Genomic DNA, 21,927 nt, shown 5'->3' on the forward strand with positions numbered 1-21,927 from the left:
GTCTGTAGATATCAATTGAGAGGATAGACGATGGATGCGCAAACGGTGATGCAGCAGTCGATTCACAACGGTCAGAGCAGTGCGCCGCTGGACGCGAAGATGCAGTCTTGGGTGCAGGAGGAGTTGCGCAAGCAGGTGGGCGAACAGATGGGGGCGTTAAGCGAGCAGGTAACGCAGCGCCTGGACAAGCTGGAGAAGCGTCTGCCGCAGGACAAGGTGGCGATTGTGGTGTTCTCCGATGACATGGATCGGGCGTTGGCGGCGTTTGTGTTGGCCAATGGCGCGCTGGCCATGGGCATGGAGGTCTCCATGTTCTTCACCTTTTGGGGTTTGAGCGCCATCAAACGCACCACGCACCTGAAGGGCAAGGCGTTCAAGCAGAAGATGCTGGCGTTGATGACACCCAAGCGCAGCGAGGAGTTGGGCCTGTCCAAGATGAACATGCTGGGGATGGGTCCGGCGATGATGAAGTCGATGATGAAGCAGAAGAATGTGGCGTCTTTGGAGGAGCTGCGGGAGATCGCCCAGGAGATGGGCACGCAGTTTATTGGCTGCACCATGGCGATGGACCTGATGGGTGTGGACGCGGATGAGTTGGTGGAGGGTGTGGAGTTGGGCGGAGTGGCGGCGTTCATGGAGCAGGCGTTAAACGCGAGAACAGCGCTATTTCTCTAGGCCACCGGCACAAAGCAAAAGTGTGTGCGGAAAAGAGGTGGCGCCCAGGGTGACTATGGGCCTCCGGCTGGCCGGAGGCGGGGTCTGGGGCCTGTGGCCCCAGCGGGTCCAGGGCGGCGCCCTGGCGGGGTTTGGGGCAGCGCCCCAATATCTTTGATCTTAAGGCCGTTTCCCCACTAACCAAAATTCGAGCCAGTAAGAGGCGGCAAGAGAAGCGCAGGAGTAGGAGCCAACAAGGAGGCCGTTGGGGAAACGGCAGTGAGCGGTATGTCGGCGCAGCCGACAGGAGCGAATGCAGTAGAAGTCCGATTCAGCACAAAAGCGTATGTCGGTAATAATACAACAGGAGAGAAAACATGGAATTCCAACAGGATTTGGACGCCCGGGGCATGGCGTGTCCGATGCCGATTGTGAAGACCCGCAAACTGCTCAAAGGGATGAACGATGGCGAGGTGCTGCGGGTAACGGCCACCGATCCAGGCTCGGCGCAGGATATGCGGGCGTTCTGCGAGCAGACGGGCACGGAGATGATGTCGGCCACGGAGGAGGGGGGCGAATATCGCTTCCTGCTGCGTAAGCATTGAGAGAAGCTGGGTGCTGGCGTCATTGGACGTCATGAAAGCGCAGGCGTTCAGAGATCTGAAGGGTTTACCTTACAGACAAAAGGGCCTCCAGCGGAGGCCCTTTCTCTTTGAATAGGCGGCGCGTCAGGACAGCGATCTAAAGCGCGATTATAGGCGTCCTGCTGGGGATTTCCTGTGGATTTCCTCGGAATGGCGTTCTCCTCAATATTTGTTTGAGGAACTGAACTCTTATACGAATTTTGATCAGTTGCGTCAGATACTTCACTCTCTGGCGGCAAACCGCGCATTTCGCGCTGGAACGGCAATAGCGCCGGTTTTGGAAACAATCCTCTCTGTGACGCCGGGCTCTGCATGGGCACAGGCTGCTGCTGAAGCTGTGACGTTGCAACAGCTTGCGTGGGCGGCGCCCAAATCGATCCCGCGCCTGGAGCTTGTTGACCCAGCGCAGGCATTACAACCGACGCCGGGTCCACACCCTGCGCCGCTGCGGATTGAAACGGCAATCCCGTTTGATCATGAGCTGGGGAAGCACTCGACAAACCAGCGAATGGCTGCGGTGCGGGCGGCGCGGCGTCAGCCTGGGACGTCGAAATGGGCTGCGCCGTTGGTGCGGCGGGTTCGCCTACGCGTTCGGTATCGCCAAAGCGTTCATAATAGTGGGGCGTCAAATCGTGTTCCGGCCCCTGGCTGGGATGCACCCCCATCTTCATGGCGACTTGGTTCATCATGCCGCTGATGGATTGCTGTAACGACTGGGGTTGCGCCTCCTGCGGCGCCTCAACTTGGGCGTGTTGTTGCGCCACCAGCGCTTCATTCTCCGAGCGGGGACGCCACATGCCGTCGGGGCCACGGGTCATCTCTTCCTGCGGGTTTTGCCAAGTGGGTCGATTCCAGAATTCACTCATGACATGCCTCATTGTGTGGAGAGTTCTTCTGTATAGAAACAAGAAAAAGGATTCATCAAGCCGGATGCGTGGAAATCTTCTCCGGGATGCAGTTCATGACGGGCATAGCATCATGTGACCACGCAGATATCAATTGATATGATATTACTGTGCGCGTAGGGCGCATGCACTCGTCCATCGTGACGAAAATGAAAACACTCTTATATTTTATTATCCAGATTGAAATCCTGCGCAAAGCTGCGTAGCCTATGTGCAATATGCTGTTGAAATAATCAAAAATCGCCGATTCCAGAGTCTGCACCCCCTCTCGCAGCGTCTGCATGGAGTCGACGGCGCCGAAGTCCATCCGGGCTGCGGCGGTATTGTGCGCACCGAAATCGGCGCGCATACGCGGCCTGTTTGCCAGCGCCGCGCGCCAATTGAGAGGGGACACGGATGGGCCACGCCCAACCCGATTTGAGCAGACGCCAACTGCTGCGCGGCGCCATTACCCGGCCTGCGACGTCCGCCATTCGCCCGCCCTGGGCGCTGGATGAATCCGCCTTTCTCACCACCTGCACCCGCTGTGACGACTGCATCGCAGTGTGCCACGCCAAAATCATCCGGCGCGGCGACGGCGGCTACCCTGAAATCTCCTTCAAACGCGCCGGATGCGACTTCTGCGGCGACTGCTTGATCGCCTGCAAACCCGCCGCGCTGTGGCGCGATCCCAATCAGCCGGAAAACGCATTGCCGTGGTCGCTACAGATCACCATTGCGCCGCAGTGCCTACCGCTGAACGGCGTGGTGTGCCGTTCCTGCGGCGAAGCGTGTGAACCGCGCGCCATTCACTTCAAATTGTCCATCGGCGGACGCGCCGAGCCCCGGCTTGATGCAGATCAATGCACCGGCTGTGGCGAATGCTTTAGCGTCTGTCCTATCCATGCCATTTCCATCCAACCGGCTTCGCCCCCAACCGAGGAGTGCGCGTCGTGATGAGTCTGTCCCCCATTGAGTCGACGCAGGCGGAACAGAGCGCGTCCGCAGACCAGTCGATGAACATCTGCGGCGTACTGGTGCACGCGCGTCTGGACGCGGTGGAAACGGTCAAAACCGCCTTTGCCTATCTTGATGGCGTGGAGATCCACGCCGGTGAGGAGAGCGGCAAATTGGTGGTCACCGTGGAGGATCCCGATTATCGGCGCTGTATCGATACGGTGTCGGAACTGGCCTACGTGGAGGGCGTTCTCTCCACCGCGCTGGTCTATCAGCACATGGAAAACGACGAAGACGCTACCGAGGAGGAGTCGGCATCATGAAATTGTCACGCCGCCATTTCATCAAGGCCAACGCCATTGCCGCCACCGCGGCGGCGGCGGGGGTGACCATCCCCGACGCCATCAAGGAGGCCGCCGCCCAAGGCAGCGAGGCGATTCGCTGGGACAAAGCCGCCTGCCGCTTCTGCGGCACCGGCTGCTCGGTGCTCATCGGCGCCAAGGATGGCCGCGTGGTGGCCACTCAGGGCGACCCCGACGCCCCGGTCAATCGCGGTTTGAACTGCATCAAAGGCTACTTCCTCTCCAAGATCCTCTACGGCAAGGATCGCCTGCAGCAGCCGCTGCTGCGCAAGAAGAACGGCAAGTTCGACAAAGAGGGCGACTTCGAGCCGGTGAGCTGGGACGAAGCCTTCGACATCATGGCGGAAAAGTGGAAAGAGTCCATCGCCAAGGATCTGAAGAACAACGCCGGCAAACCGCCTGAAGAGGTGGTGTCATCGGTGGGCATGTTCGGCTCCGGTCAGTGGACGGTGTGGGAGGGCTACGCCGCCTCCAAGCTCTTTAAGGCAGGCTTCCGCTCCAACAATATCGACCCCAATGCGCGCCACTGCATGGCTTCCGCCGTGGCCGGGTTCATCCGCACCTTCGGCGCCGACGAGCCCATGGGTTGCTATGACGACCTGGAGCACGCCGACGCCTTTGTGCTGTGGGGCTCCAACATGGCGGAGATGCACCCCATCCTGTGGACCCGCCTCACCGACCGCCGTTTGAGTTCGCCCCATGTGAAGGTGGCGGTGCTCTCCACCTATGAGCATCGCAGCTTCGAGCTGGCCGATATCGGCATGGTGTTCAAGCCGCAGACCGACTTGGCGATTCTCAACTTCATCGCCAACTACATCATCGAAAACGGCGCGGTGAACAAAGAGTTCGTCGACAAGCACGTCAACTTCCGTGCGGGCAATGAGGATATCGGCTACGGCCTGCGCCCCACCGATCCGCGCGAGCAGAAGGCCAAGAACGCCAAGAAGGCGGGCGGCTCCAAAGCCATCGATTTCAAAGCCTTCGCCGAATACGTCAAGCCCTATACCGTGGACAAGGCCCACGAGCTCTCCGGCGTGCCCAAGAAGGATCTGTTGGAGTTGGCCAAGCTCTACGCCGACCCCAAGCGTAAGGTCACCTCCTACTGGACCATGGGCTTCAACCAGCACACCCGGGGCACCTGGGCGAATAATCTGGTCTATAACATCCACCTGCTCACCGGTAAGATCTCCGAGCCGGGCAATGGGCCATTCTCGCTTACCGGTCAGCCCTCCGCCTGCGGCACCGCGCGGGAAGTGGGCACCTTCGCCCACCGTCTGCCCGCCGATCTGGTGGTGGCCAAAAAGCCCCATCGCGACTTCTCCGAACAGGTGTGGAAGCTCCCCAGCGGCGTGCTGCCCGGCAAGGTGGGCTATCACGCCGTGTTGCAGAGCCGCATGCTCAAGGATGGCAAGCTCAACTGCTACTGGGTGATGTGCAACAACCAGATGCAGGCCGGTCCCAACATCAATGAGGAGATCTATCCCGGTTGGCGCAACCCGGCCAACTTCGTGGTGGTTTCCGACCCCTATCCCACCGTCTCGGCCATGGCCGCCGACCTGATTCTGCCCACCGCCATGTGGGTGGAGAAGGAGGGCGCCTACGGCAACGCCGAGCGGCGCACCCAGTTCTGGCGTCAGCAGGTGAGCGCGCCGGGCGAAGCCAAATCCGACCTGTGGCAGTTGATGGAGTTCTCCAAACGCTTTGTGGTCGATGAGGTGTGGCCCGCCGAGATTCTCGAAGCCAACCCCAGCTATCGCGGCAAGAGCCTGTTTGAAGTGCTCTACGCCAACGGCCAGGTGGACAAATTCCCCAAACAGGAGGTCAGCGACAGTCGCGGCAACGTCTATCGCAACGACGAGATGGCCCACTTCGGCTTCTACCCGCAAAAGGGTCTGTTCGAGGAGTACCGCATCTTCGGCACGAAGGGGCCCAAGATCGGCCATGATCTGGGCGAATTCGACGCCTACCACGCCGCCCGCGGTCTACGCTGGCCGGTGGTGGATGGCAAAGAGACCCTGTGGCGCTATCGCGAGGGCTTCGATCCTTTCATCAAGAAGGGCGAGGGGCTGCGCTTCTACGGCAAGCCCGACGGCAAGGCGGTGATCTTCGCATTGCCGTATGAGCCGCCCGCCGAGTCGCCGGACAAGGATTTCGACCTCTGGCTCTCCACCGGTCGCGTGTTGGAGCACTGGCACTCCGGCTCCATGACCCGTCGCGTGCCCGAGCTCTATCGCGCCGTGCCCGACGCGCTGGTCTACATGCATCCCGACGACGCCAAAAAGCGCGGCCTGCGCCGTGGCCAGATGGCGCGCGTCAGCTCCCGTCGCGGCGAATTGACCGCGCGCATTGAGACCAAAGGGCGCAATCGGCCGCCCGAGGGGTTGATCTTCATCCCGTGGTTTGACGCCGGGCGTCTGGTCAACAAACTGACCCTGGACGCCACCTGCCCCATCTCCAAAGAGACCGACTTCAAGAAGTGCGCGGTGAAGGTGGAGAAGGCGTAAGGCGTGGGTTTTTCCTCCGTGCGCTAGAGCGGACGAGAGGAACGCTTGCGGCCTGAATCGAGAGGGGATCAGGCCGCAAGCGCACTCTTACGATTTGTTTGGATGAGTAGAGAGACTGGGGCGTTGCCCCAGACCCCATGAGGGCGCCGCCCTCAACCCGCCAGGGCTTTGCCCTGGACCCACGAGGGCTCTGCCCTCGACCCGGCAGGGCGCCGCCCTGCACCCGCCAGGGAAATGATTTCCCTGGACCCTCGTAAGTTTTTGTTCTGCGCCAGCATGCAGTTTGGGCGCGTTCAACTCACTTGCGAGTTCTGCACGCAGGGATGCGTGAATCAGGAGAAGGAAACGTCGCATGAGCAGCAGCGCCCGCAATACGGGATCGGGCGTCACCCGTCGGCAATTTCTGTTGGACGCCACCCGCAGCGCCGCAGGCGTGGCGCTGGCTTCGGCGGCGTTGTCGCTGTACGGCGCCAGCGGCGCCCAGGCGTTGCCCGCCAGCGCTATCCGCCCGCCCGGGGCGTTGCCGGAAAAGGAGTTCCTCGGCGCCTGTCTGCGCTGTGGCCTGTGTGTGCGGGACTGCCCGTACAACACGCTGAAACTGGCGCAATTGGGGGAGGAAGTGGCGCTGGGCACGCCCTACTTTGAGGCGCGCAAAGTCCCCTGCGAGATGTGCGACGACATCCCCTGCGTGGCGGTCTGCCCCTCCGGGGCGCTGGACCCGCAGTTGAAGAAGATAGAGCTGGCCCGTATGGGGCTGGCGGTGTTGATCGACCATGAAGCATGCATCGCCTTCCAAGGCTTGCGCTGCGAGGTCTGCTTCAACGTCTGTCCGGTGCGCGGCAAGGCGATCACCCTGGAGTATCGCCGCAACCAACGCACCGGCATGCACGCCTTTTTCATCCCGGTGGTGCACTCGTCGGACTGCACCGGCTGCGGCAAGTGTGAAAAAGCCTGCATTCTTGAAGAGGCGGCCATCAAGGTGCTGCCCTTCGAGCTGGCCAAAGGGATGTTGGGCAAACACTACCGCTTGGGTTGGAAAGAGAAGCAGAAGGCGGGTCACGCCATCATCGGCGACGACGTCAAACACCGCTACAACCTGCCCGAGGGGATGCACTACGAACACGCCGGTCGCGGTTTGGTGATCGACCAGCCGCCAGGCGCTCCGGCGCCCCTGCCGGGAAGCGACGCGCTGCCGGATTCGCCCTTTCCGGACGATCCGCTCAAGCGGCTCAATAGCGGCAAGGGGGGCATCTGATGAGCGAATCATCGGCTGCCCGCGCCAAGCGTCGACCGGGTTTGGAAGCAGTGCAGGAGCAGGGGTGGTGGAAGGCGCATCGCTGGCTGCTGCTGCGGCGATTGAGTCAACTGTCGATTCTGCTGCTGTTTTTGGCCGGACCGCTGTGGGGGGTGTGGATCATTAAGGGCAATCTGGCCGCCAGCCTGACCCTGGATCTGCTGCCATTGAGCGATCCGCTGGTGGTGTTGCAGGAGTTGGCCGCCGGGCAGACGCCGCTGACCAACGCCCTGCTGGGGGCGGGCATCATCGCCCTGTTTTACGCCCTGCTGGGCGGGCGCGTGTTCTGCGCCTGGGTCTGCCCGGTCAACCCCATCAGCGATGCGGCCAACTGGCTGCGTCAGCGGCTGGGGCTGAAAGGCGGCGCCAAGGTGTCGCGCAGTGTGCGCTATTGGCTGCTGGCGGCAGTGTTGGTTCTGGCGGCGGTGAGCGGCGCGCTGTTGTGGGAGTTGATCAATCCGGTGCACGCGCTCTATCGCGCGCTGCTGTTCGGGGTGGGTTGGATCGGCTGGATGGCGGCGGCGCTGTTCGTGTTGGAGCTGGTCTCCGGGCGCGATATGTGGTGCGGCCATCTCTGTCCCATGGGCGCGTTCTATGCGCTGTTGGGGCGTTTCAGCCTGCTGCGCGTCACCGCCGACGCCCGGGCGCGCTGTAATGAGTGTATGGACTGCTACGCCGTCTGCCCGGAGCCGACCATATTGTCGAATCCGGTCAATGGCGCGGAGAAGGGCTTGCAGCCGCTGATCGATAGCGGACTGTGCAGCAACTGTGGCCGGTGTATCGATGTGTGCGCGCGGGACGTGTTCCGCTTTGCCCCGCGTTGGAACAGCGACCAGAACCCAAGCGTCGAACCCTAGTCGCTGGATGTCAAAATTGAACACACAAAACTTTGTGTTTGCGCAAAAGGTTAACTAACGAGGGTCCAGGGAAATCGGATTTGTCCCGATTGGCCTGGCGGGTCGAAGGAGATTTGTCCCGTTTTGGCCTCGTGGGGTCTGGTGCGAAGCCCCAGTCTCTTTGTGCTGCCACTACAGTGTTCAATTTTCAATTCGGGCGAGCTGAAGCAATGAGGAGAGGAAAGGTCATGAAAAAGAGCATCCTGTTCGGATTGACCCTGGCCATTGGCCTGCTGGGCGTGGCGCTGACGACGGTTCAGGCGGGAACGGTGCAATCGCTGCGCGGCGATGCGGCCATCAACGACAGCTCCAATAGCGCCATGATCACCCACTACAACAAGGATGGCGCGCCGATTCCTCGCGACTACCTGCAACAGCCGCCGCTGATTCCGCACTCGGTGGAGGGGTATCAGGTCAATTTGAAATTCAACAAATGTCTGAGCTGCCACAGCTGGAAGAACTACCGCGACCACAACGCCACCAAGATCAGTCAAACGCACTTTGAAAGCCGCGACGGCGCCATCATGGCCAACGTGTCGCCGCGTCGTTACTTCTGCCCGCAGTGCCACGTGCCGCAGACCGACGCCAAACCGCTGGTGCAAAACGAGTTCAAACCAGTGGATGCGTTGAAGATTCAGTAACCCCCCTCGGATTGCGCGAGAAGTCGGCGATAACGACCAGATGCGGAGAGATGTGATGACGAAACAGACGCGAGCGCGGGGCGAGCTGGGCGGCGTGGCGATTTCAGCGGGGGTGTTGATCGCCTTTGTGGTGGGCATTCTGTTCTGGGGCGGCTTCAACTGGGCCATGGAGATGACCAATAACGAAGCCTTCTGCATCTCTTGCCACGAGATGGAGGAGAACGTCTACCAGGAGTACAAGAACACCATCCACTACAGCAACCGCACCGGGGTGCGCGCCACCTGCCCCGACTGCCACGTGCCCAAGGAGTGGATCTGGAAGATCAAGCGGAAGATCCAGGCCAGCAACGAGCTCTATCACAAGGTGATGGGCACCATTGATACGCCGGAGAAGTTCGAGGCCAAGCGCATTGAGCTGGCCAAGCATGTGTGGCAGGCGATGAAGGAGACCGATTCGCGCGAATGCCGCAACTGCCACAATTTCGAATCCATGGACTACGTGAAGCAGGGTCGGCGCGCGGTGGATCACCACGAGCGCGGCTTGCAGGAGGGTCAAACCTGCATCGATTGCCACAAGGGCATCGCCCACCACCTGCCCAACATGGCCGAAGTGGATCCCAGCGCGGTGCTGAACAAAGGCGAGTAACCTCTCTGAAGTTTGGAACAGAAAAGCCCGCAACCTGTTTTGTTGCGGGCTTTTCTCTTATAGCAAGTCTAACCGAGAATCGGACATGTTCGGTTTTGGATAATGAAAGATATCGAGGGCTCTGCCCTCGAGCTCCCAACGACCAAACCGTGGGGCGCCGCCCCACACCCCGCTGGGGTCGCGGACCCCAGACCCCGAAAAATCGGGCCAATAAATGTCCCGTTTTCCACATTTTCGTTTCGCGTCAAATGTCCAGTTTTGGTTTCGATTTACTATATTAAGGATGGGAGATAGAAGATATTGAGGGCTGCGCCCTCAAACTCCCCTAAGATCAAAGGCCAAACCGTGGGGCTCCGCCCTGTTTGTTAGATGCGGCTACGCCTGTGGCCGCTGGGGGTGCGGCCCCCAGACCCCGCCGCCGACCAGTCGGCGGCCAATAGTTAGCGCAAGCCGAATCTGCGTCACGCAAACACTTGTCACTCTGTGCTAATTTGGCGTTGTATGACTTTCAACTTTAGGCGCTTTTCATCCGCGCAACGGCTTCCTCAATACTCAGCGTCCACTGTTCGCGCTGCTCCATATCCTTGAGGGTGACTTGCGCGTTTTGCGCTTCCTCTTCGCCGATCACCACGCTATAGCGCGCGCCGGACTTGCCCGCCTTCTTCATCTGCGCCTTCATGGAGCCGCCCTGCAACCCCATGGCCACCCGCAGGCCCGCCGCGCGGAACGCCTCGGCGGCTTTCAAGCCAAAGCTCTGCGCCGCCTCGTCACCCACCGCCGCCAGGTAGATATCCACCGGCGCGGCGCCGATCTCCTGCTGCTCCAACAGCAATGCCAGACGCTCCAAACCCATGGCGAAGCCGATGGCGGGGACGGGGTTCTTGCCGCCCATCTCGGTGACCAGCCCATCATAACGGCCGCCCGCCGCCACGGCGCTCTGCGCGCCCAGGGCGTCGGTGGTGACTTCAAACGCGGTGCGGGTGTAGTAGTCCAGCCCGCGCACCATCATGGGATTGACCACGTACTTCAGCCCCAGCGTATCCAGATGGCTCTTCAGGCCGGTGAAGTGGCTATCGCAGGTCTCGCACAGGTGGTCGAGCATGTGCGGGGCGTCGTGGGCGATCTCCTTGCAGCTCTCGTTCTTGCAGTCCAGCACCCGCAGCGGGTTGCGATGCAGACGATTCTGGCAGTTGCCGCACAGCTCCGGCTCTTTGGCCTCCAGGGCGGCAATCAGTTTCTCGCGATAGGCTGGGCGGCACTCGGGACAACCCAGGGAGTTGATCTCCAGGGTCAGGGTTCCGGCCAGGCCCACCTCTTCCAGAAAGCGCACGATCATGGCGAGAATTTCGGCGTCGGCCAGGGGGCCTTCGGGGCCGAACATCTCCGCGCCCGCCTGGTGGAACTGACGATAGCGTCCCTTCTGCGGGCGCTCGTAGCGGAACATGGGGCCGATGTAGTAGGCCTTGAACGGCAATTGGCGCTCGAAACCATTATTGAGGAACGAGCGCACCACCGAGGCGGTGCCTTCCGGGCGCAGGGCGAGGCTCTCGCCGCCGCGATCGGCGAACACGTACATCTCTTTTTCGACGATGTCGGTGGTTTCGCCCACGGCGCGGGCGAACAGCTCGGTCTTTTCGAAGATGGGAGTGCGGAGTTCGCCGTAATCGTATTGATGGAACACGCGGCGCACGGCTTGTTCGAGGAACTGCCAGCGGGCGGTCTCAATGGGGAGGATGTCACGGGTTCCACGGATAGGCTGAATCATGAGAAGTCTTTGAAAAGTTAAGCGTCAGAGTCGGAAGCGAAGGCAAAATGTCGCCGACACGTAGAAAGTAAAACTAACCGAGGTCCAGGAGGGCGTCCCTCCTGGTGGGTGCAGGGCAAAGCCCTGCCGGGTCCAGGGCGGCGCCCTGGTCGGGGTCTGGGGCGAAGCCCCAGTCTCTTTCATCTTCACATCACGAATTGCCAGATCACCATAATCACCAATCACTCACCACGCAGAATCTTATTCTCTTCCAACACGCGAGCGCGTGTGGCGCGGGAGCGGGCGAAGATGCCGTAGAGGCCATCCATATCGCCTTCGGCGACGCGCTTGGAGAGCTTCTCCAGATCGTTCTTGAAGCGATCCAGGATATCCAGAATGGCGTCGCGATTTTCGATACAGATATCGCGCCACATCACCGGATCAGAGGAGGCGATGCGGGTGAAGTCGCGAAAGCCGCTGGCGGCGTAGCGGAACACTTCGGCGCGGATATCGTCCTCCAGGTCCGACAACGTATTCACCACATTATAGGCCATCAAGTGGGGCAGATGGCTGGTGGCGGCCAGCACGCGGTCGTGATATTGGGCGTCCATGATCTCTACTGAGGAGCCCACGGCTTCCCAGATCTGTTTGGCGCGCTCCACGGCGGCGGATGAGACGCTATCGGACGGCGTCAAAATGGTGCGGCTGCCGTCGAACAGGTCGCCATAGGCGGCGCGCACGCCGGAGTGTTCGCGTCCGGCGATGGGATGGGAGCCGACGAAATTGACGCCGTCGGGCATCCAGGCTTCGCACTGTTTGACGATGGAGCCTTTGACCGAGCCCATATCGATCACCAACGCATCGGGCTCCAGGTGGGCGGCGATGGATTTCACTGTCGGCGCGATGGCGGAGACTGGGGTGGCGACCACCACCAGGGAGGAGCCTTTGACGCCTTCCTCGGCTTGAGTGTGGGCGTGGTCGATGACGCCCAGTTCCAGGGCGGCGTCGAGGGCGCTGCGGCGGTCGACGCCGATGATTTCGCCGACGAGGTCGCGTTCGCGCAGGCCGAGGGCCATAGAGCCGCCCATGAGGCCGACGCCGATGACGGTCATGCGTTTGATGAGAAAGGACATGGAGGCGATCCGTATCGAAGGCCGCAGAGCGGCAAAATTCCATGGACTGACCAGAATAGGCCCGCAAGGCGGAGAAGACAAGGAGGTCAAAGTGTGTGCGGGAAAGAGGTCGAGTCCAGTGTATCGAATGGGCCGCCGACTGGTCGGCGGCGGGGTCTGGGGTCCGCGACCCCAGCGGGGTGTGGGGCGGCGCCCCACGGTTTGGTCTTTGTCTTTATCCGTTTCCCCATTGAAGAGAGTACGAGCCAGTAGGGAAGTGGAGAGAGCACAAGAGGCGGAGCCAGCAAGGAGGCCGTCGGGGAAACGGAGGTGAGCAGGCCCGCAGGGCCGTCGTCCGCAGGACGGCGAACTGCTCTAAAAGCTGGGACTTGGGAAAGTTGGAGAGTATTTGGGGGAGAGAAAAAATGAAGTATCTATCTATAGAAATCAAGATCTTTCTGCTTCTTCCTTAAATACACACAATTTTTTCCCTAACCAAGTTAGCTTCCCAAGCGGGCGAAGCATGAAATCCATGATAGCAATAAGTATTGTAGATATCGCCAATAATGCAGTGTAACCCCAAACTTGCTCCAGTGTGATTGGTAGCGGCACAATAGGCCCTTTCAACATATCAAAATAATGGAGAGCTTTTGGTAAGGGCAGAGTGTTATCAAGTGTCTGTAGCGTGGCTGCAAGAACAGTGAACAAAAGGAAAAATGCCATGAATTGTGGCAAGGATGTTCTAAATAAAGGTTGATAGATCAATTTTTTGTTTTTCAGGGTGGTTGCTAGTTGGTCTCGTCGATCGTGTTGAAGATGACTATCATGATGAATAAAGGAACGTAATGCAGGGATCAATCGTGGATTTCTACGCTGTGCTGGATTCTGATAAATATCCAGCAAGAGTTGTGCTTCGGCTGTGCTTAGGCCACTCAAAGTAGTAATAAGTAGGTCAGTGTCAGTGTCTTGATTAGCCATGCGTTGTAATAATGAACGCCACAAGAGACGCACTTCGTCATTATCTAATTCTTGTTCAGATGCAGCATCAATAGCGTTGACCAAGCGTTCGGCAGCTTGGATTTTTTGCGCATCAGTGTCAGCATTTGATGAGATGACATCGATAACATCGCGGTTCTCCTCAATTATGCGTTGGGTATTTTCTTCTTTACGTCGTGCGCCTAGTAGCTGTTTGAGTTTAGTGATGCCAGCTTCTTCTAGGGCCGCAATTTCACGCGTGATTGGGTGCAAAACTGCACCCAATGCCTGATTGACAGTCACTTTGACAGCTTCAGTTGCGACGGTGTCTAACGGCGAAGTAGCGTTTCTGCTTACTGGAGTGTTAGGTGTTGCATCTGTTGTGTTATTAGCTTCATCTTCAGATGGCGTATCATTTGGTTGGCTCATCTGGTATGTTCCTGTTTGCATTTTGGTTGAATATTAATTAACTAGAGGGTGTTCTGATATAGCAATCCCTTCTAGAATATAAAGTGTAATCTCTATATTATAATAATTAACATAATAAATTACACTACTAAAAACATTTTCCAACTTTCCCAAGCTCCAGCTTCTAGAGCAGTTCGCCGCCTTCGGCGACGGCCCCTGCGGGCCTGCTCACCTGCCGTTTCCCCGACGGCCTCCTTGTTGGCTTACGTTCTGTACTCTCACCAACCTGCCTACTGGCGCGCACTTTCTACACGGGGAAACGGCCAAAGACGACTGCCAAACCGTGGGCGCCGCCCACACCCGCTGGGGGCAGCGGCCCCCAGACCCCGCCGCCGACCAGTCGGCGGCCCACTCGATACCGCTGGCTCGACCTCTTTCCCGCACACACTTTTACCCTTCTACAGCGCCCGTTTCGGGTATGAGCCCAATATCTTCTCCGTCACGCCGGGCAAATCCGCCAACGCCTGCAACGCCTCCGCCACCCTCGGATCATCCTGATGCCCCTCGCAATCTATGAAGAACAGATAATCCCACGTGCGCGTCTGGCTCGGCCGCGACTCAATCCGCGTCAAGTTGATGCCCCGCTCGGCAAACAACCCCAACACCTTGTGCAGAAAGCCCGGATGATCCTGGAACGACACCATGATGCTGGTCTTGTCATCCCCAGACGGCTTGGGCGGAATCCGCCCCACCACCAAAAAGCGATTCTCCTGCCCCGCACGATCCTCAATATGCTCCGCCAGCAGATTCAAACTCATGGAGTCGGCGGCATACTCGCCGGCAATGGCCGCCGCGCCCTCTTCATCCCGCGCCTTCAACGCCGCCGCCGCCGTGGATTCACTCTCCACCCGCTCCACATGGGGCAGATGCGCATCCAACCACTGATGGCAATCCGCCAATGCGCGACGATGGCCGTAAATCCGCTTCACGTCAGACAGGGAGTCGCGCCGGGAGAGCAGATTGTGCTGCACCGGTAGGAGAATCTCCCCGCAGACGATGAGCGGCGAATCCACAAAGCGATCCAACGTATGCGTCACCGCGCCCTCGTTGGAGTTCTCCACCGGGGCCACGCCAAAGTTCACACGGCCCACCTCCACCTCATGGAATACGGCGTCGATGGTGGGTTGCGCATACATATGGAAGGAGGAGCCGAACTGCTTGATGGCGGCTTGATGGGTGAAGGTCGCCTCCGGGCCCAGATAGGCCACGGTGAGCTGCTTCTCCATGTTCAGGGAGGCGGAGATGATTTCGCGATAGATGCGGTGCACCGCCTCGATGGGCAATGGACCGTGATGACGCGCCTCGATGCGGCGATGAATCTGCGCCTCGCGCTCCGGGCGATAGTAGACCGCTTGCGCGGCGCTGGCGCCTTTGACTTCGCCCACCTTCTCCACCAACTCGGCGCGCTGCATGAGCAGGTCATGGATATGGTCGTCAATGGCGTCGATGCCATCGCGCAGATCGGCCAAAGTGATGGGCTTACCGTTCAGTTCCGCACCGCTCATGGGTCCGCTTCTCCCGCTGCAAGAGTTGGCGTGTGGAACCGCACAGTCTCACAAGAAAACCGGCAATGAGCAAGGGCGCCGAGGGGTGAGACGCGGCCTTGCTTACAGCTTCTGTTGCGCTAGTCTCAGCCAATCCTTGAGGTCCGAGAGCAGGAAATTGCGATTGTCCGAGTCGCGGAAGTGTTTCAGCGTCACCGCATCGCCCGCCACATAGCGTTTGGCGGTCTCGCGAAACGGCAATGGCAGTGATGTGTTGAAGGTGGAGTGCCGCGCCATCATCTCCATCACCTGGCGGAACAGGAACTCATAGGCGTCGGAGCCCTTTTGCGGTTTGGTCTGCCAGAACTCCACGTCGGGGTAGAGTTCGAACAGCTTCAAGTAGGCGTCCAGGGTGGCTTGATGCGATGTGTTGGAGGTGTTCATCATCATGTTGCCGCTCACTTGTATCAACGGGGGGTCAATGATCCCCCGGGCAGGTTCCATCTTCGTTATGGGGGTGCGGATCGCTGGCGGGCAGCGCGTTTTGCAGATAGAGCCGCGCCGCCGTGGTGGGATCGGTCTCCGGGGTGATGCGCACGTCCACGTCGCGACGCGCCAGGCGTTCGGTGATCCCTTCCCCGGCTTCTCCGGTGATCATCACATGGCCGTCGATGGGGTGGGGGGTGACTTCATCTTCGTGCAGGTCGTGGTAGTCGGGTTGCTCCACGGCCAGCTCCAGACGCGCCATGAGCTGGGGTTCGCCGCCCATTTCGCCGCTGAAGATGAGAAACCGACGCGCTTTGCCGCATTTTCCGGTTACCTGTTTATAGTCGTCGCTCACCACTGCAATGCGCATGTGACTCTCCAAACTGTATAAGTAAGCTCAACCGTACAAGTTCCGCACAAAGCGTGAAGCGAGCACGGAGCAAAACTCACGAGGGTTCAGGGAAATCATTTCCCTGGCGGGTGCAGGGCAGAGCCCTGCCGGGTCGAGGGCGGCGCCCTCGTGGGTCCAGGGCAAAGCCCTGGCCGGGGTCTGGGGCGAAGCCCCAGTATCTTTCATCTTCCAAAATCACCCATTACGCGCGTCCCACTGCCGTTTGTAGCAGGTATCCAAGCGTGAGAGATGGGCGTCCAACGCCTGGAGTTCACCCTTTTTGACAAAAGGTTTGGCGCCGTGTTGCGCATACCACGCTTCCATCTCCGATTTTAACCCATCGCGCTGGGCAAATGTTTGCGCAATTTGCGCCTTCACGTTGGTCATGTTGTCGGCGCCGATATCTTGCAGAGCATATTCGGCGCCGCATTCGAACAGTCGCACGCCGCCCCCTTCGCAGGCTGCTTGATGCACGCCGTCACGGTTAGCGATGCGCACCCCGGCGAGGAAGTCCACACCGTAGTCGCGCCATTGGGGCAGCCACGGCGTGGTGGGGCCCATCAGCACAGTGACCGCATCTCGCGCCAATTCCAGTAAGCGTGGCAAGGACTTATTCACCAGCGCCGAGGCGGTGATAAAGGCCCAATCCACTTGCGGCAGCAGATACTCCGCAGCGGTATCGGGCAGATCGCCCGGGCCGGGTTGACGCTCCAACACATGCCACTGCCCTTCGGCGGCGTAACGGTCCAAACCGGGATAGCGGCCCACCACCGCCACACGTTTGCCGCGCAGACGGGATTGAAAGTGCTCAAACACCAACAGATTGGCCGAGGGGCCTTCAGTCAGTGGAACAGCTTCGGCGCTGAGGGGATTATTGACATTCAGCGCGCAGTTGCAGGCGGCCATGCCCACCACCGCTTCGAAGGGGTTCCACGACGTCAGCCAGGGGATGAGCGTATTCAATGGCGTCCCGCGCAGAGAGCCGGACCAGGGCAACACGCGGGTGGGCTCGGCAGGGCTCATGGCCAGACCGGCGCCGCCCGCGTCGTCGCGGCACAGGGTCCACACTTGCCCAATCACCAGATCCGCTACGCAGCGTTCGCCCGCCGCCTCCAGCGCAGCGTTGATGAGCCACGCATATAGGGGGTTGGATTGAGTGACGTCAGGTGAGGGGGGAGAAAGAGTTGGCATAGTTCAGTGACTTTTTTAGGCTATTGAAAATGAAAGATATCGAGGGCTTCGCCCTCGAGCTCCCAAGTACAACACCTTGGGGCGCCGCCCCAAACCCCGCTTAAGGGTCACAGACCCTTAAGAATCCCGCCTCCGGCCAGCCGGAGGCCAATAGATAGCGCTAGCTCAAGCTGCGTCACGCAAACATTTTTACTCCGCGCGATTACACCAACGCAGGCAGCAGTCTGGGGTCGGACTTGACGCTCTCCTTGTCCCCCCACGCCGTCACCGCCTCCACAAACCAACGGTTGGGCTTGGTCGGGTGCGGCAAGGCGATGTCGCACTCGGCGTGGAACGAGCCGTCCGGGTGGAAAATCAACTCCCCGCACTTGTCGCCGCGCGCATTGCGCCACTGGCCAAACAGACTGTCCTGACCATTGGCCGGATCGGTCTGCAACGACCACTGCGCCGAGTCGATAGGAGGAATGGTGAAGTCAGCGTCGGCAAAGCCCAGCTTCTGCGCAGAGGCGCGCAGGGCCTCACGAGCTTGTTCGATGCGCGGACGCAGAGCATCCAGAGCGGCAATGGTCGCCTCGCTCATGGCCGGGGGCGCCACCGGAGCGGCGGCGATGGGAATGGTGATCATAGTCTTCAGATCCTCGAACCCCGGGCGATTTCCGGGAGGATGCTGAAACAGAAGTCGGCAAGGAGCGGAACACGCGCGGGGAGGGGACAGCCCGGCAGAGTGGCGCGGACGATCCAGGTTGAGAGTGTGACGGCTCGGGAGCGCCTCGCCGAATGACAGGAACCTTAAATCAGATTGGCTTGAGAGCGCAACAATTCAGCAATCGTCATCGCCTCCAAAGAGAAAACTCAGGCCAAGCAGCACCAGGATGAACTGAATGGGTGAGCGGAAAAACAGCTTCACCATTTCGATCAGGAATATGAAAGCAGCCAGGAGAAAACCAGCAATAATAATAAACCCAAGAAACTCATCCATAATCATCCATCCAGGCAGGATGCTATTCGAATTATGCAAGTCCATCGGAGATTAACGCATTTATGATAACATAAATTGTGACATTTTTCTAAATTTTATTCTAAGCTGTGCAAACCTAAACAGTGTTCACCATCAACATGTCTGCATCGACACCCAACGCCGGAGCGATCTTCTTCGACTCGACGGCAATGCCTGAACGTTAACCCGTTTCCAGTTGGCTTAAGTCGGCTTTGGAGAGCCCACACTGTTCAGCCAATTGCTCCAAGGTAAGGCCGCGATACGCGCAGTAGACGCGAATGGGGTTCTCCCCATCGACGATACGATTGACCACCTCAGCCGGGAAGTACTCCTCATCACGCGCCATGGCTTCGTCGAAGATTTGAATATCCCTTTTATAGTCACCGCAATTCAGAATTGCACAGGCTCCTCAATGTTTGTGTGACACAGGTAAAGCTTGCGCTGACTATTGGCCTCCGGCTGGCCGGAGGCGGGATTCTTAAGGGTCTGTGACCCTTAAGCGGGTGTGGGCGGAGCCCACGATTTGGCAGGAATGCCAAATCGGACTCGCGCAGCGAGCCCGAAGGGTGAGGACCAGGGATGGTCCGAATCACGGTGTAGCTGTTGATCTTGGGAGCTCGAGGGCGGAGCCCTCGATATCTTCTCGCTTCAAATGTCTAATTCCCTTCTGTGGCGACTATATCTTCCAGTATATCAGACATCTGTATCTCTCAGTGTGTCACGTCTCCAGCACCTGCTTGATCAACGCGCGCAACTCCGGCATCCCCTTGCCGTCCAAAGAGGAGGTGGCCACGGGGGAGGCGATGAGCAGCGGCGCCTTCTCCTTGATCTCCGCTTTGAGCTTCTGCATGGCGGCGCGGCGGGGGTTGGCCTTGAGCTTGTCGATCTTGGTGGCGACGATGATCACCGGAATGCCGCGTTGGAACAGATACTCCAACATCTCCTCATCGTGGTCGGTCACCCCACGGCGGATATCCAGCAGCAGCGCCACCGCGCGCAGATTGCGCCGCGTGCTCAGATAGTCGCCGATGCCCTGCTCCCACACATTGCGCTGCCGCCGATCCACCCGCGCGAAGCCGTAGCCGGGCAGATCCACCAGACGCCAGCTTTTATCAATAAGGAAGAAGTTCAGCTCCCGCGTGCGCCCCGGCATGCTCGAAACCCGCGCCAGTTTGCGTCGATTCAGCAGACTGTTGAGCAGGGAGGATTTCCCCGCGTTGGAGCGTCCGGCAAAGGCGATCTCCGGCAGATCCTCCTCCGGGTACTGGCTGGGGCTCACCGCGCCGAGGAGAAACTCCGCCTGATAAGATGCTTCTTTGGGCGCTTTGCTGGATTGTGCGTCAGTTTTGGTAAGAGACATGCTTAGTCTGCCGTGTGATCTTGATGAAAAGGGCGGCAAATGCTAAAATTGCACAATAAATGTGCAACTCAGGATCCCGCAATGCCTAAAAATGACCCAATTGAAGCTCTGTTTGCATCAAAACAGGGCACGGGCGCTCCGCCGCTGATTCTGGCTCCCATGGCGGGCGTGACCGATGCGCCGTTTCGCTATCTGGCGCGCAAATATGGGGCCGATATGGCGGTCTCGGAGATGATCGCCTCTCAGGCCATGGTGCGCAATGTGGGCAAAAGCCTGCGCATGAGCGACACCCTGGCCGACAAACCGGAAACCCCTCTGGCGGTGCAGATCGCCGGCGGCGATCCCGAGGTGTTGAGTGAGGCGGCGCGCATGAACGTGGAGCGCGGCGCCGAGATCATCGACATCAACATGGGATGCCCGGTGAAGAAGATTGTCAAGGGTCAGGCTGGCGCGGCGCTGCTGCGTGACGAGGCCCTGGTGGCGCGCATCATCCGCGCGGTGGTCGCCGCTGTGGCGGTTCCGGTGACGGTGAAGATCCGGCTGGGCTGGGACGATGAGACCCGCAACGCCCTGCGCATCGCCGCTATTGCGCAAGAGGAGGGCGCGCGCCTGCTCACCGTACATGGCCGCACCCGCGCGCAGATGTATCGCGGCAGCGCCGACTGGGACGCCATCGCCCAAGTGAAGGCGTCCACGGCTCTGCCGGTGGTGGGCAATGGCGACATCACCGACGCCGAAGACGCCGCCGCCAAGTGGCGCGCCTCCGGGGTGGATGCGTTGATGATCGGCCGCGGCGCCATGGGCCGCCCCTGGCTGTTTCGGCAGATTGATGAGCTGTTGCGGTATGGCAAGCAGCCGCAGGAGCCTGGCGTGGCGGAGCGCTACGCCATCGCCCGCGAGCATCTGCAACTGCTGCTGGATTTCCACGGCGCGGTGAGCGGCAACCGCTTGGCGCGCAAACATCTGGCCTGGTACACCCGCGGACTGCGCGGCGGCGCGGCGTTCCGCGATGCGGTCAACCACAGCGAAGACCCGCTTGGCACGCTGCAACTGTTGGATGATTTCTTTGCGCCGCTGCTGGAGGCGCAGACGGTATGACGACGTCAGGAGGAAGTGGACCGCGTATGTATGATGACGCCCAGTTTCATCCGGTCGCCCTGTTTGATCAGGTCAGTTGCGGCGTTATGGCGCTGGACCGCGACGGCGTGGTGCGCGAGACCAACGCCGCCGCCGAGCGACTGTTTGGCCGCACCCGCCACCATATGGTGGGCAAGAAGCTGGAGGATCTGCTGCCCGGGCATCCGGTGGCGCTGGATCTGATCCGCCGCGCCGAGAGCCTCAACACCGTGTGTCGTTTTCGCGGCGCGGAGCTGTCGCCGGGGCCGGATATCCACCTCCACGTCTCGCTCACCGCCAACCCGATCCACGACGCCCACGGCGTGATCATCGGGTTGCTGCTGCAGATGGAGGAGACCAGCGCCGCCGACAAACTGGAGGAGGGGCGTCGTCTCAATGAGACATTGGACTCCATGGGCGCGTTGGCGCTGGCGGTGGCCCATGAGGTGAAAAACCCCCTGGCCGGGATTCGCGGCGCCGCGCAACTGCTGGAGATGGAGACCACCAGCGAGTCGGGCGCCGCCTGCACCACATTGATTCGCGCCGAGGTGGATCGGGTTAGCCGTTTGCTGGATACCCTGTTGGGGTTGGCCGACGATGCCCCCTCCATCTCCCAGGCGATCAATATTCATGAGGTGTTGCAACACGTCATCATGGCCAGCGGTTGCAAAGAGGAGCGTCTGGAGCGCGACTTCGACCCCTCATTGCCCGAGGTGGCGGGGGATCGCGACAAGCTGATTCAACTGTTCCTGAATCTGCTCAAGAACGCTGATGAAGCAGCGCGCGCAGCGCCCAATAATGCGGGCCGCGTGCGCATCAGCACGCGCATCTCCAACCAGGTGCGACTCAGTCAAGGACGGCGCAAAATGCACGTGATGGTGGAGATTCTGGATAACGGCGCTGGCGTGCCGCCGGAGTTGCGCAATCGGATTTTCATGCCCTTTGTCACCTCCAAGAGTCGTGGCCCGGGGCTGGGTTTGGCCATCTGTCAGAAGATCGTGCATGAACACGAAGGGCAGATCGAGTTGGAGAGTCAACCGGGCCGAACCGCGTTTCGGGTCTATCTACCGGCCAATGATTGAGTCTTCCAGAATGAATCCCCGGTCGCAGGCGTGATGAAC

Annotated in this window: 24 protein-coding genes; 11 read left to right on the forward strand and 13 right to left on the reverse strand. The window is 59.9% G+C overall.

Annotated features, from left to right (window positions below; translation table 11 throughout):
- The first annotated feature begins 30 nt into the window (after positions 1-30).
- Both MAIT1_RS05545 and MAIT1_RS05550 read left to right on the forward strand, forming a co-directional pair.
- Positions 31-675 (forward strand): DsrE/DsrF/DrsH-like family protein, encoded by a 645-nt coding sequence (locus MAIT1_RS05545; RefSeq protein WP_198947807.1) that lies wholly within the window; start codon positions 31-33, stop codon positions 673-675.
- A 356-nt stretch (positions 676-1,031) separates the two neighbouring features.
- The gene (locus tag MAIT1_RS05550) at positions 1,032-1,259 is read left to right on the forward strand and encodes a sulfurtransferase TusA family protein (protein ID WP_085441313.1); all 228 of its coding nucleotides are present in this window, start codon (positions 1,032-1,034) and stop codon (positions 1,257-1,259) included.
- Positions 1,260-1,306: 47 nt separating this feature from the next.
- Here MAIT1_RS05550 and MAIT1_RS05555 read toward each other — a convergent pair whose 3' ends face one another.
- Positions 1,307-2,164 (reverse strand): hypothetical protein, encoded by an 858-nt coding sequence (locus MAIT1_RS05555; RefSeq protein WP_085441314.1) that lies wholly within the window; start codon positions 2,162-2,164, stop codon positions 1,307-1,309.
- 55 nt (positions 2,165-2,219) lie between these two features.
- A complete protein-coding gene (locus MAIT1_RS05560; RefSeq protein ID WP_085441315.1) occupies positions 2,220-2,552 on the reverse strand; it encodes a hypothetical protein in 333 nt (110 codons plus the stop codon).
- A 47-nt stretch (positions 2,553-2,599) separates the two neighbouring features.
- On the opposite strand from MAIT1_RS05560, the gene napF reads away from it, so the two are divergent.
- The 7 genes from napF to MAIT1_RS05595 all read left to right on the forward strand — a co-directional run bounded on the left by napF (position 2,600) and on the right by MAIT1_RS05595 (position 9,482).
- Positions 2,600-3,139, forward strand: coding sequence for a ferredoxin-type protein NapF (napF, locus tag MAIT1_RS05565; RefSeq protein WP_085441316.1), 540 nt, complete (start codon positions 2,600-2,602; stop codon positions 3,137-3,139).
- Positions 3,139-3,462, forward strand: a complete 324-nt coding sequence (locus tag MAIT1_RS05570) for a chaperone NapD (protein WP_085441317.1) — start codon at positions 3,139-3,141, stop codon at positions 3,460-3,462. The genes napF and MAIT1_RS05570 overlap by 1 nt, the downstream gene beginning before the upstream one ends.
- Positions 3,459-6,005: a nitrate reductase catalytic subunit NapA gene (gene napA, locus MAIT1_RS05575; RefSeq protein ID WP_085441318.1), complete on the forward strand. Its 2,547-nt coding sequence runs from the start codon at positions 3,459-3,461 to the stop codon at positions 6,003-6,005. The genes MAIT1_RS05570 and napA overlap by 4 nt, the downstream gene beginning before the upstream one ends.
- A gap of 352 nt (positions 6,006-6,357) precedes the next feature.
- Positions 6,358-7,260, forward strand: coding sequence for a ferredoxin-type protein NapG (gene napG / locus MAIT1_RS05580; protein WP_085441319.1), 903 nt, complete (start codon positions 6,358-6,360; stop codon positions 7,258-7,260).
- Complete coding sequence (napH, locus tag MAIT1_RS05585; protein WP_085441320.1) at positions 7,260-8,156, forward strand: quinol dehydrogenase ferredoxin subunit NapH; 897 nt, start codon at positions 7,260-7,262, stop codon at positions 8,154-8,156. Before napG ends, napH begins: the two co-directional genes overlap by 1 nt.
- A gap of 227 nt (positions 8,157-8,383) precedes the next feature.
- Positions 8,384-8,836 (forward strand): nitrate reductase cytochrome c-type subunit, encoded by a 453-nt coding sequence (locus tag MAIT1_RS05590; protein ID WP_085441321.1) that lies wholly within the window; start codon positions 8,384-8,386, stop codon positions 8,834-8,836.
- Between the two features lie 55 nt (positions 8,837-8,891).
- The gene (locus tag MAIT1_RS05595) at positions 8,892-9,482 is read left to right on the forward strand and encodes a NapC/NirT family cytochrome c (protein WP_085441322.1); all 591 of its coding nucleotides are present in this window, start codon (positions 8,892-8,894) and stop codon (positions 9,480-9,482) included.
- 514 nt (positions 9,483-9,996) lie between these two features.
- Here the strand turns inward: MAIT1_RS05595 and hisS are convergent.
- From hisS to yihA, 11 genes are all read right to left on the reverse strand, one after another.
- A complete protein-coding gene (gene hisS, locus MAIT1_RS05600; protein WP_085441323.1) occupies positions 9,997-11,247 on the reverse strand; it encodes a histidine--tRNA ligase in 1,251 nt (416 codons plus the stop codon).
- A gap of 221 nt (positions 11,248-11,468) precedes the next feature.
- Positions 11,469-12,359: a prephenate dehydrogenase gene (locus tag MAIT1_RS05605; protein ID WP_085441324.1), complete on the reverse strand. Its 891-nt coding sequence runs from the start codon at positions 12,357-12,359 to the stop codon at positions 11,469-11,471.
- A gap of 426 nt (positions 12,360-12,785) precedes the next feature.
- Positions 12,786-13,742, reverse strand: a complete 957-nt coding sequence (locus tag MAIT1_RS21470; RefSeq protein ID WP_143814676.1) for a hypothetical protein — start codon at positions 13,740-13,742, stop codon at positions 12,786-12,788.
- A 437-nt stretch (positions 13,743-14,179) separates the two neighbouring features.
- Entirely contained in the window at positions 14,180-15,286 is a 1,107-nt protein-coding gene (pheA, locus tag MAIT1_RS05610) for a prephenate dehydratase (RefSeq protein ID WP_085441325.1), read from the reverse strand.
- A gap of 102 nt (positions 15,287-15,388) precedes the next feature.
- On the reverse strand, positions 15,389-15,715 hold the full coding sequence (locus MAIT1_RS05615) for a hypothetical protein (RefSeq protein WP_085441326.1): 327 nt from the start codon (positions 15,713-15,715) through the stop codon (positions 15,389-15,391).
- Positions 15,716-15,743: 28 nt separating this feature from the next.
- On the reverse strand, positions 15,744-16,121 hold the full coding sequence (locus MAIT1_RS05620) for a NifB/NifX family molybdenum-iron cluster-binding protein (protein WP_085441327.1): 378 nt from the start codon (positions 16,119-16,121) through the stop codon (positions 15,744-15,746).
- 216 nt (positions 16,122-16,337) lie between these two features.
- Positions 16,338-17,333 (reverse strand): DUF364 domain-containing protein, encoded by a 996-nt coding sequence (locus tag MAIT1_RS05625; protein WP_085441328.1) that lies wholly within the window; start codon positions 17,331-17,333, stop codon positions 16,338-16,340.
- Positions 17,334-17,535: 202 nt separating this feature from the next.
- Entirely contained in the window at positions 17,536-17,958 is a 423-nt protein-coding gene (locus MAIT1_RS05630) for a hypothetical protein (protein WP_085441329.1), read from the reverse strand.
- Positions 17,959-18,153: 195 nt separating this feature from the next.
- Positions 18,154-18,312 carry a hypothetical protein gene (locus tag MAIT1_RS21785; RefSeq protein ID WP_158089330.1) on the reverse strand — a complete coding sequence of 53 codons (159 nt, stop codon included), beginning with the start codon at positions 18,310-18,312 and terminating at the stop codon, positions 18,154-18,156.
- Between the two features lie 199 nt (positions 18,313-18,511).
- Positions 18,512-18,676: a helix-turn-helix domain-containing protein gene (locus MAIT1_RS21475; protein ID WP_143814677.1), complete on the reverse strand. Its 165-nt coding sequence runs from the start codon at positions 18,674-18,676 to the stop codon at positions 18,512-18,514.
- 372 nt (positions 18,677-19,048) lie between these two features.
- Positions 19,049-19,690, reverse strand: coding sequence for a ribosome biogenesis GTP-binding protein YihA/YsxC (gene yihA, locus MAIT1_RS05640; protein WP_085441331.1), 642 nt, complete (start codon positions 19,688-19,690; stop codon positions 19,049-19,051).
- An 81-nt stretch (positions 19,691-19,771) separates the two neighbouring features.
- Between yihA and dusB the strand changes: the two genes are divergently transcribed.
- Both dusB and MAIT1_RS05650 read left to right on the forward strand, forming a co-directional pair.
- On the forward strand, positions 19,772-20,788 hold the full coding sequence (gene dusB, locus MAIT1_RS05645) for a tRNA dihydrouridine synthase DusB (protein WP_085441332.1): 1,017 nt from the start codon (positions 19,772-19,774) through the stop codon (positions 20,786-20,788).
- 26 nt (positions 20,789-20,814) lie between these two features.
- Positions 20,815-21,888 carry a two-component system sensor histidine kinase NtrB gene (locus tag MAIT1_RS05650; protein WP_158089331.1) on the forward strand — a complete coding sequence of 358 codons (1,074 nt, stop codon included), beginning with the start codon at positions 20,815-20,817 and terminating at the stop codon, positions 21,886-21,888.
- Positions 21,889-21,927 lie beyond the last annotated feature (39 nt).

The organism is Magnetofaba australis IT-1 (assembly GCF_002109495.1).
Classification (GTDB): domain Bacteria; phylum Pseudomonadota; class Magnetococcia; order Magnetococcales; family Magnetococcaceae; genus Magnetofaba; species Magnetofaba australis.

Excerpts from the sequence above, each read along its gene's own strand:
- MAIT1_RS05625 (WP_085441328.1), bottom strand. The coding sequence starts at position 17,333 with ATGCCAACTCTTTCTCCCCCCTCACCTGACGTCACTCAATCCAACCCC.
- hisS (WP_085441323.1), bottom strand. The coding sequence starts at position 11,247 with ATGATTCAGCCTATCCGTGGAACCCGTGACATCCTCCCCATTGAGACC.
- MAIT1_RS05650 (WP_158089331.1), top strand. The coding sequence starts at position 20,815 with ATGTATGATGACGCCCAGTTTCATCCGGTCGCCCTGTTTGATCAGGTC.
- MAIT1_RS05595 (WP_085441322.1), top strand. The coding sequence starts at position 8,892 with ATGACGAAACAGACGCGAGCGCGGGGCGAGCTGGGCGGCGTGGCGATT.
- napH (WP_085441320.1), top strand. The coding sequence starts at position 7,260 with ATGAGCGAATCATCGGCTGCCCGCGCCAAGCGTCGACCGGGTTTGGAA.
- pheA (WP_085441325.1), bottom strand. The coding sequence starts at position 15,286 with ATGAGCGGTGCGGAACTGAACGGTAAGCCCATCACTTTGGCCGATCTG.
- MAIT1_RS05560 (WP_085441315.1), bottom strand. The coding sequence starts at position 2,552 with ATGCGCGCCGATTTCGGTGCGCACAATACCGCCGCAGCCCGGATGGAC.
- MAIT1_RS05545 (WP_198947807.1), top strand. The coding sequence starts at position 31 with ATGGATGCGCAAACGGTGATGCAGCAGTCGATTCACAACGGTCAGAGC.
- napG (WP_085441319.1), top strand. The coding sequence starts at position 6,358 with ATGAGCAGCAGCGCCCGCAATACGGGATCGGGCGTCACCCGTCGGCAA.
- MAIT1_RS05570 (WP_085441317.1), top strand. The coding sequence starts at position 3,139 with ATGAGTCTGTCCCCCATTGAGTCGACGCAGGCGGAACAGAGCGCGTCC.
- MAIT1_RS05615 (WP_085441326.1), bottom strand. The coding sequence starts at position 15,715 with ATGATGATGAACACCTCCAACACATCGCATCAAGCCACCCTGGACGCC.
- MAIT1_RS05555 (WP_085441314.1), bottom strand. The coding sequence starts at position 2,164 with ATGAGTGAATTCTGGAATCGACCCACTTGGCAAAACCCGCAGGAAGAG.
- MAIT1_RS05590 (WP_085441321.1), top strand. The coding sequence starts at position 8,384 with ATGAAAAAGAGCATCCTGTTCGGATTGACCCTGGCCATTGGCCTGCTG.
- yihA (WP_085441331.1), bottom strand. The coding sequence starts at position 19,690 with ATGTCTCTTACCAAAACTGACGCACAATCCAGCAAAGCGCCCAAAGAA.
- MAIT1_RS21470 (WP_143814676.1), bottom strand. The coding sequence starts at position 13,742 with ATGAGCCAACCAAATGATACGCCATCTGAAGATGAAGCTAATAACACA.
- napF (WP_085441316.1), top strand. The coding sequence starts at position 2,600 with ATGGGCCACGCCCAACCCGATTTGAGCAGACGCCAACTGCTGCGCGGC.
- napA (WP_085441318.1), top strand. The coding sequence starts at position 3,459 with ATGAAATTGTCACGCCGCCATTTCATCAAGGCCAACGCCATTGCCGCC.
- MAIT1_RS21475 (WP_143814677.1), bottom strand. The coding sequence starts at position 18,676 with ATGGCGCGTGATGAGGAGTACTTCCCGGCTGAGGTGGTCAATCGTATC.
- MAIT1_RS05605 (WP_085441324.1), bottom strand. The coding sequence starts at position 12,359 with ATGTCCTTTCTCATCAAACGCATGACCGTCATCGGCGTCGGCCTCATG.
- MAIT1_RS21785 (WP_158089330.1), bottom strand. The coding sequence starts at position 18,312 with ATGGATGAGTTTCTTGGGTTTATTATTATTGCTGGTTTTCTCCTGGCT.
- dusB (WP_085441332.1), top strand. The coding sequence starts at position 19,772 with ATGCCTAAAAATGACCCAATTGAAGCTCTGTTTGCATCAAAACAGGGC.
- MAIT1_RS05620 (WP_085441327.1), bottom strand. The coding sequence starts at position 16,121 with ATGCGCATTGCAGTGGTGAGCGACGACTATAAACAGGTAACCGGAAAA.
- MAIT1_RS05550 (WP_085441313.1), top strand. The coding sequence starts at position 1,032 with ATGGAATTCCAACAGGATTTGGACGCCCGGGGCATGGCGTGTCCGATG.
- MAIT1_RS05630 (WP_085441329.1), bottom strand. The coding sequence starts at position 17,958 with ATGATCACCATTCCCATCGCCGCCGCTCCGGTGGCGCCCCCGGCCATG.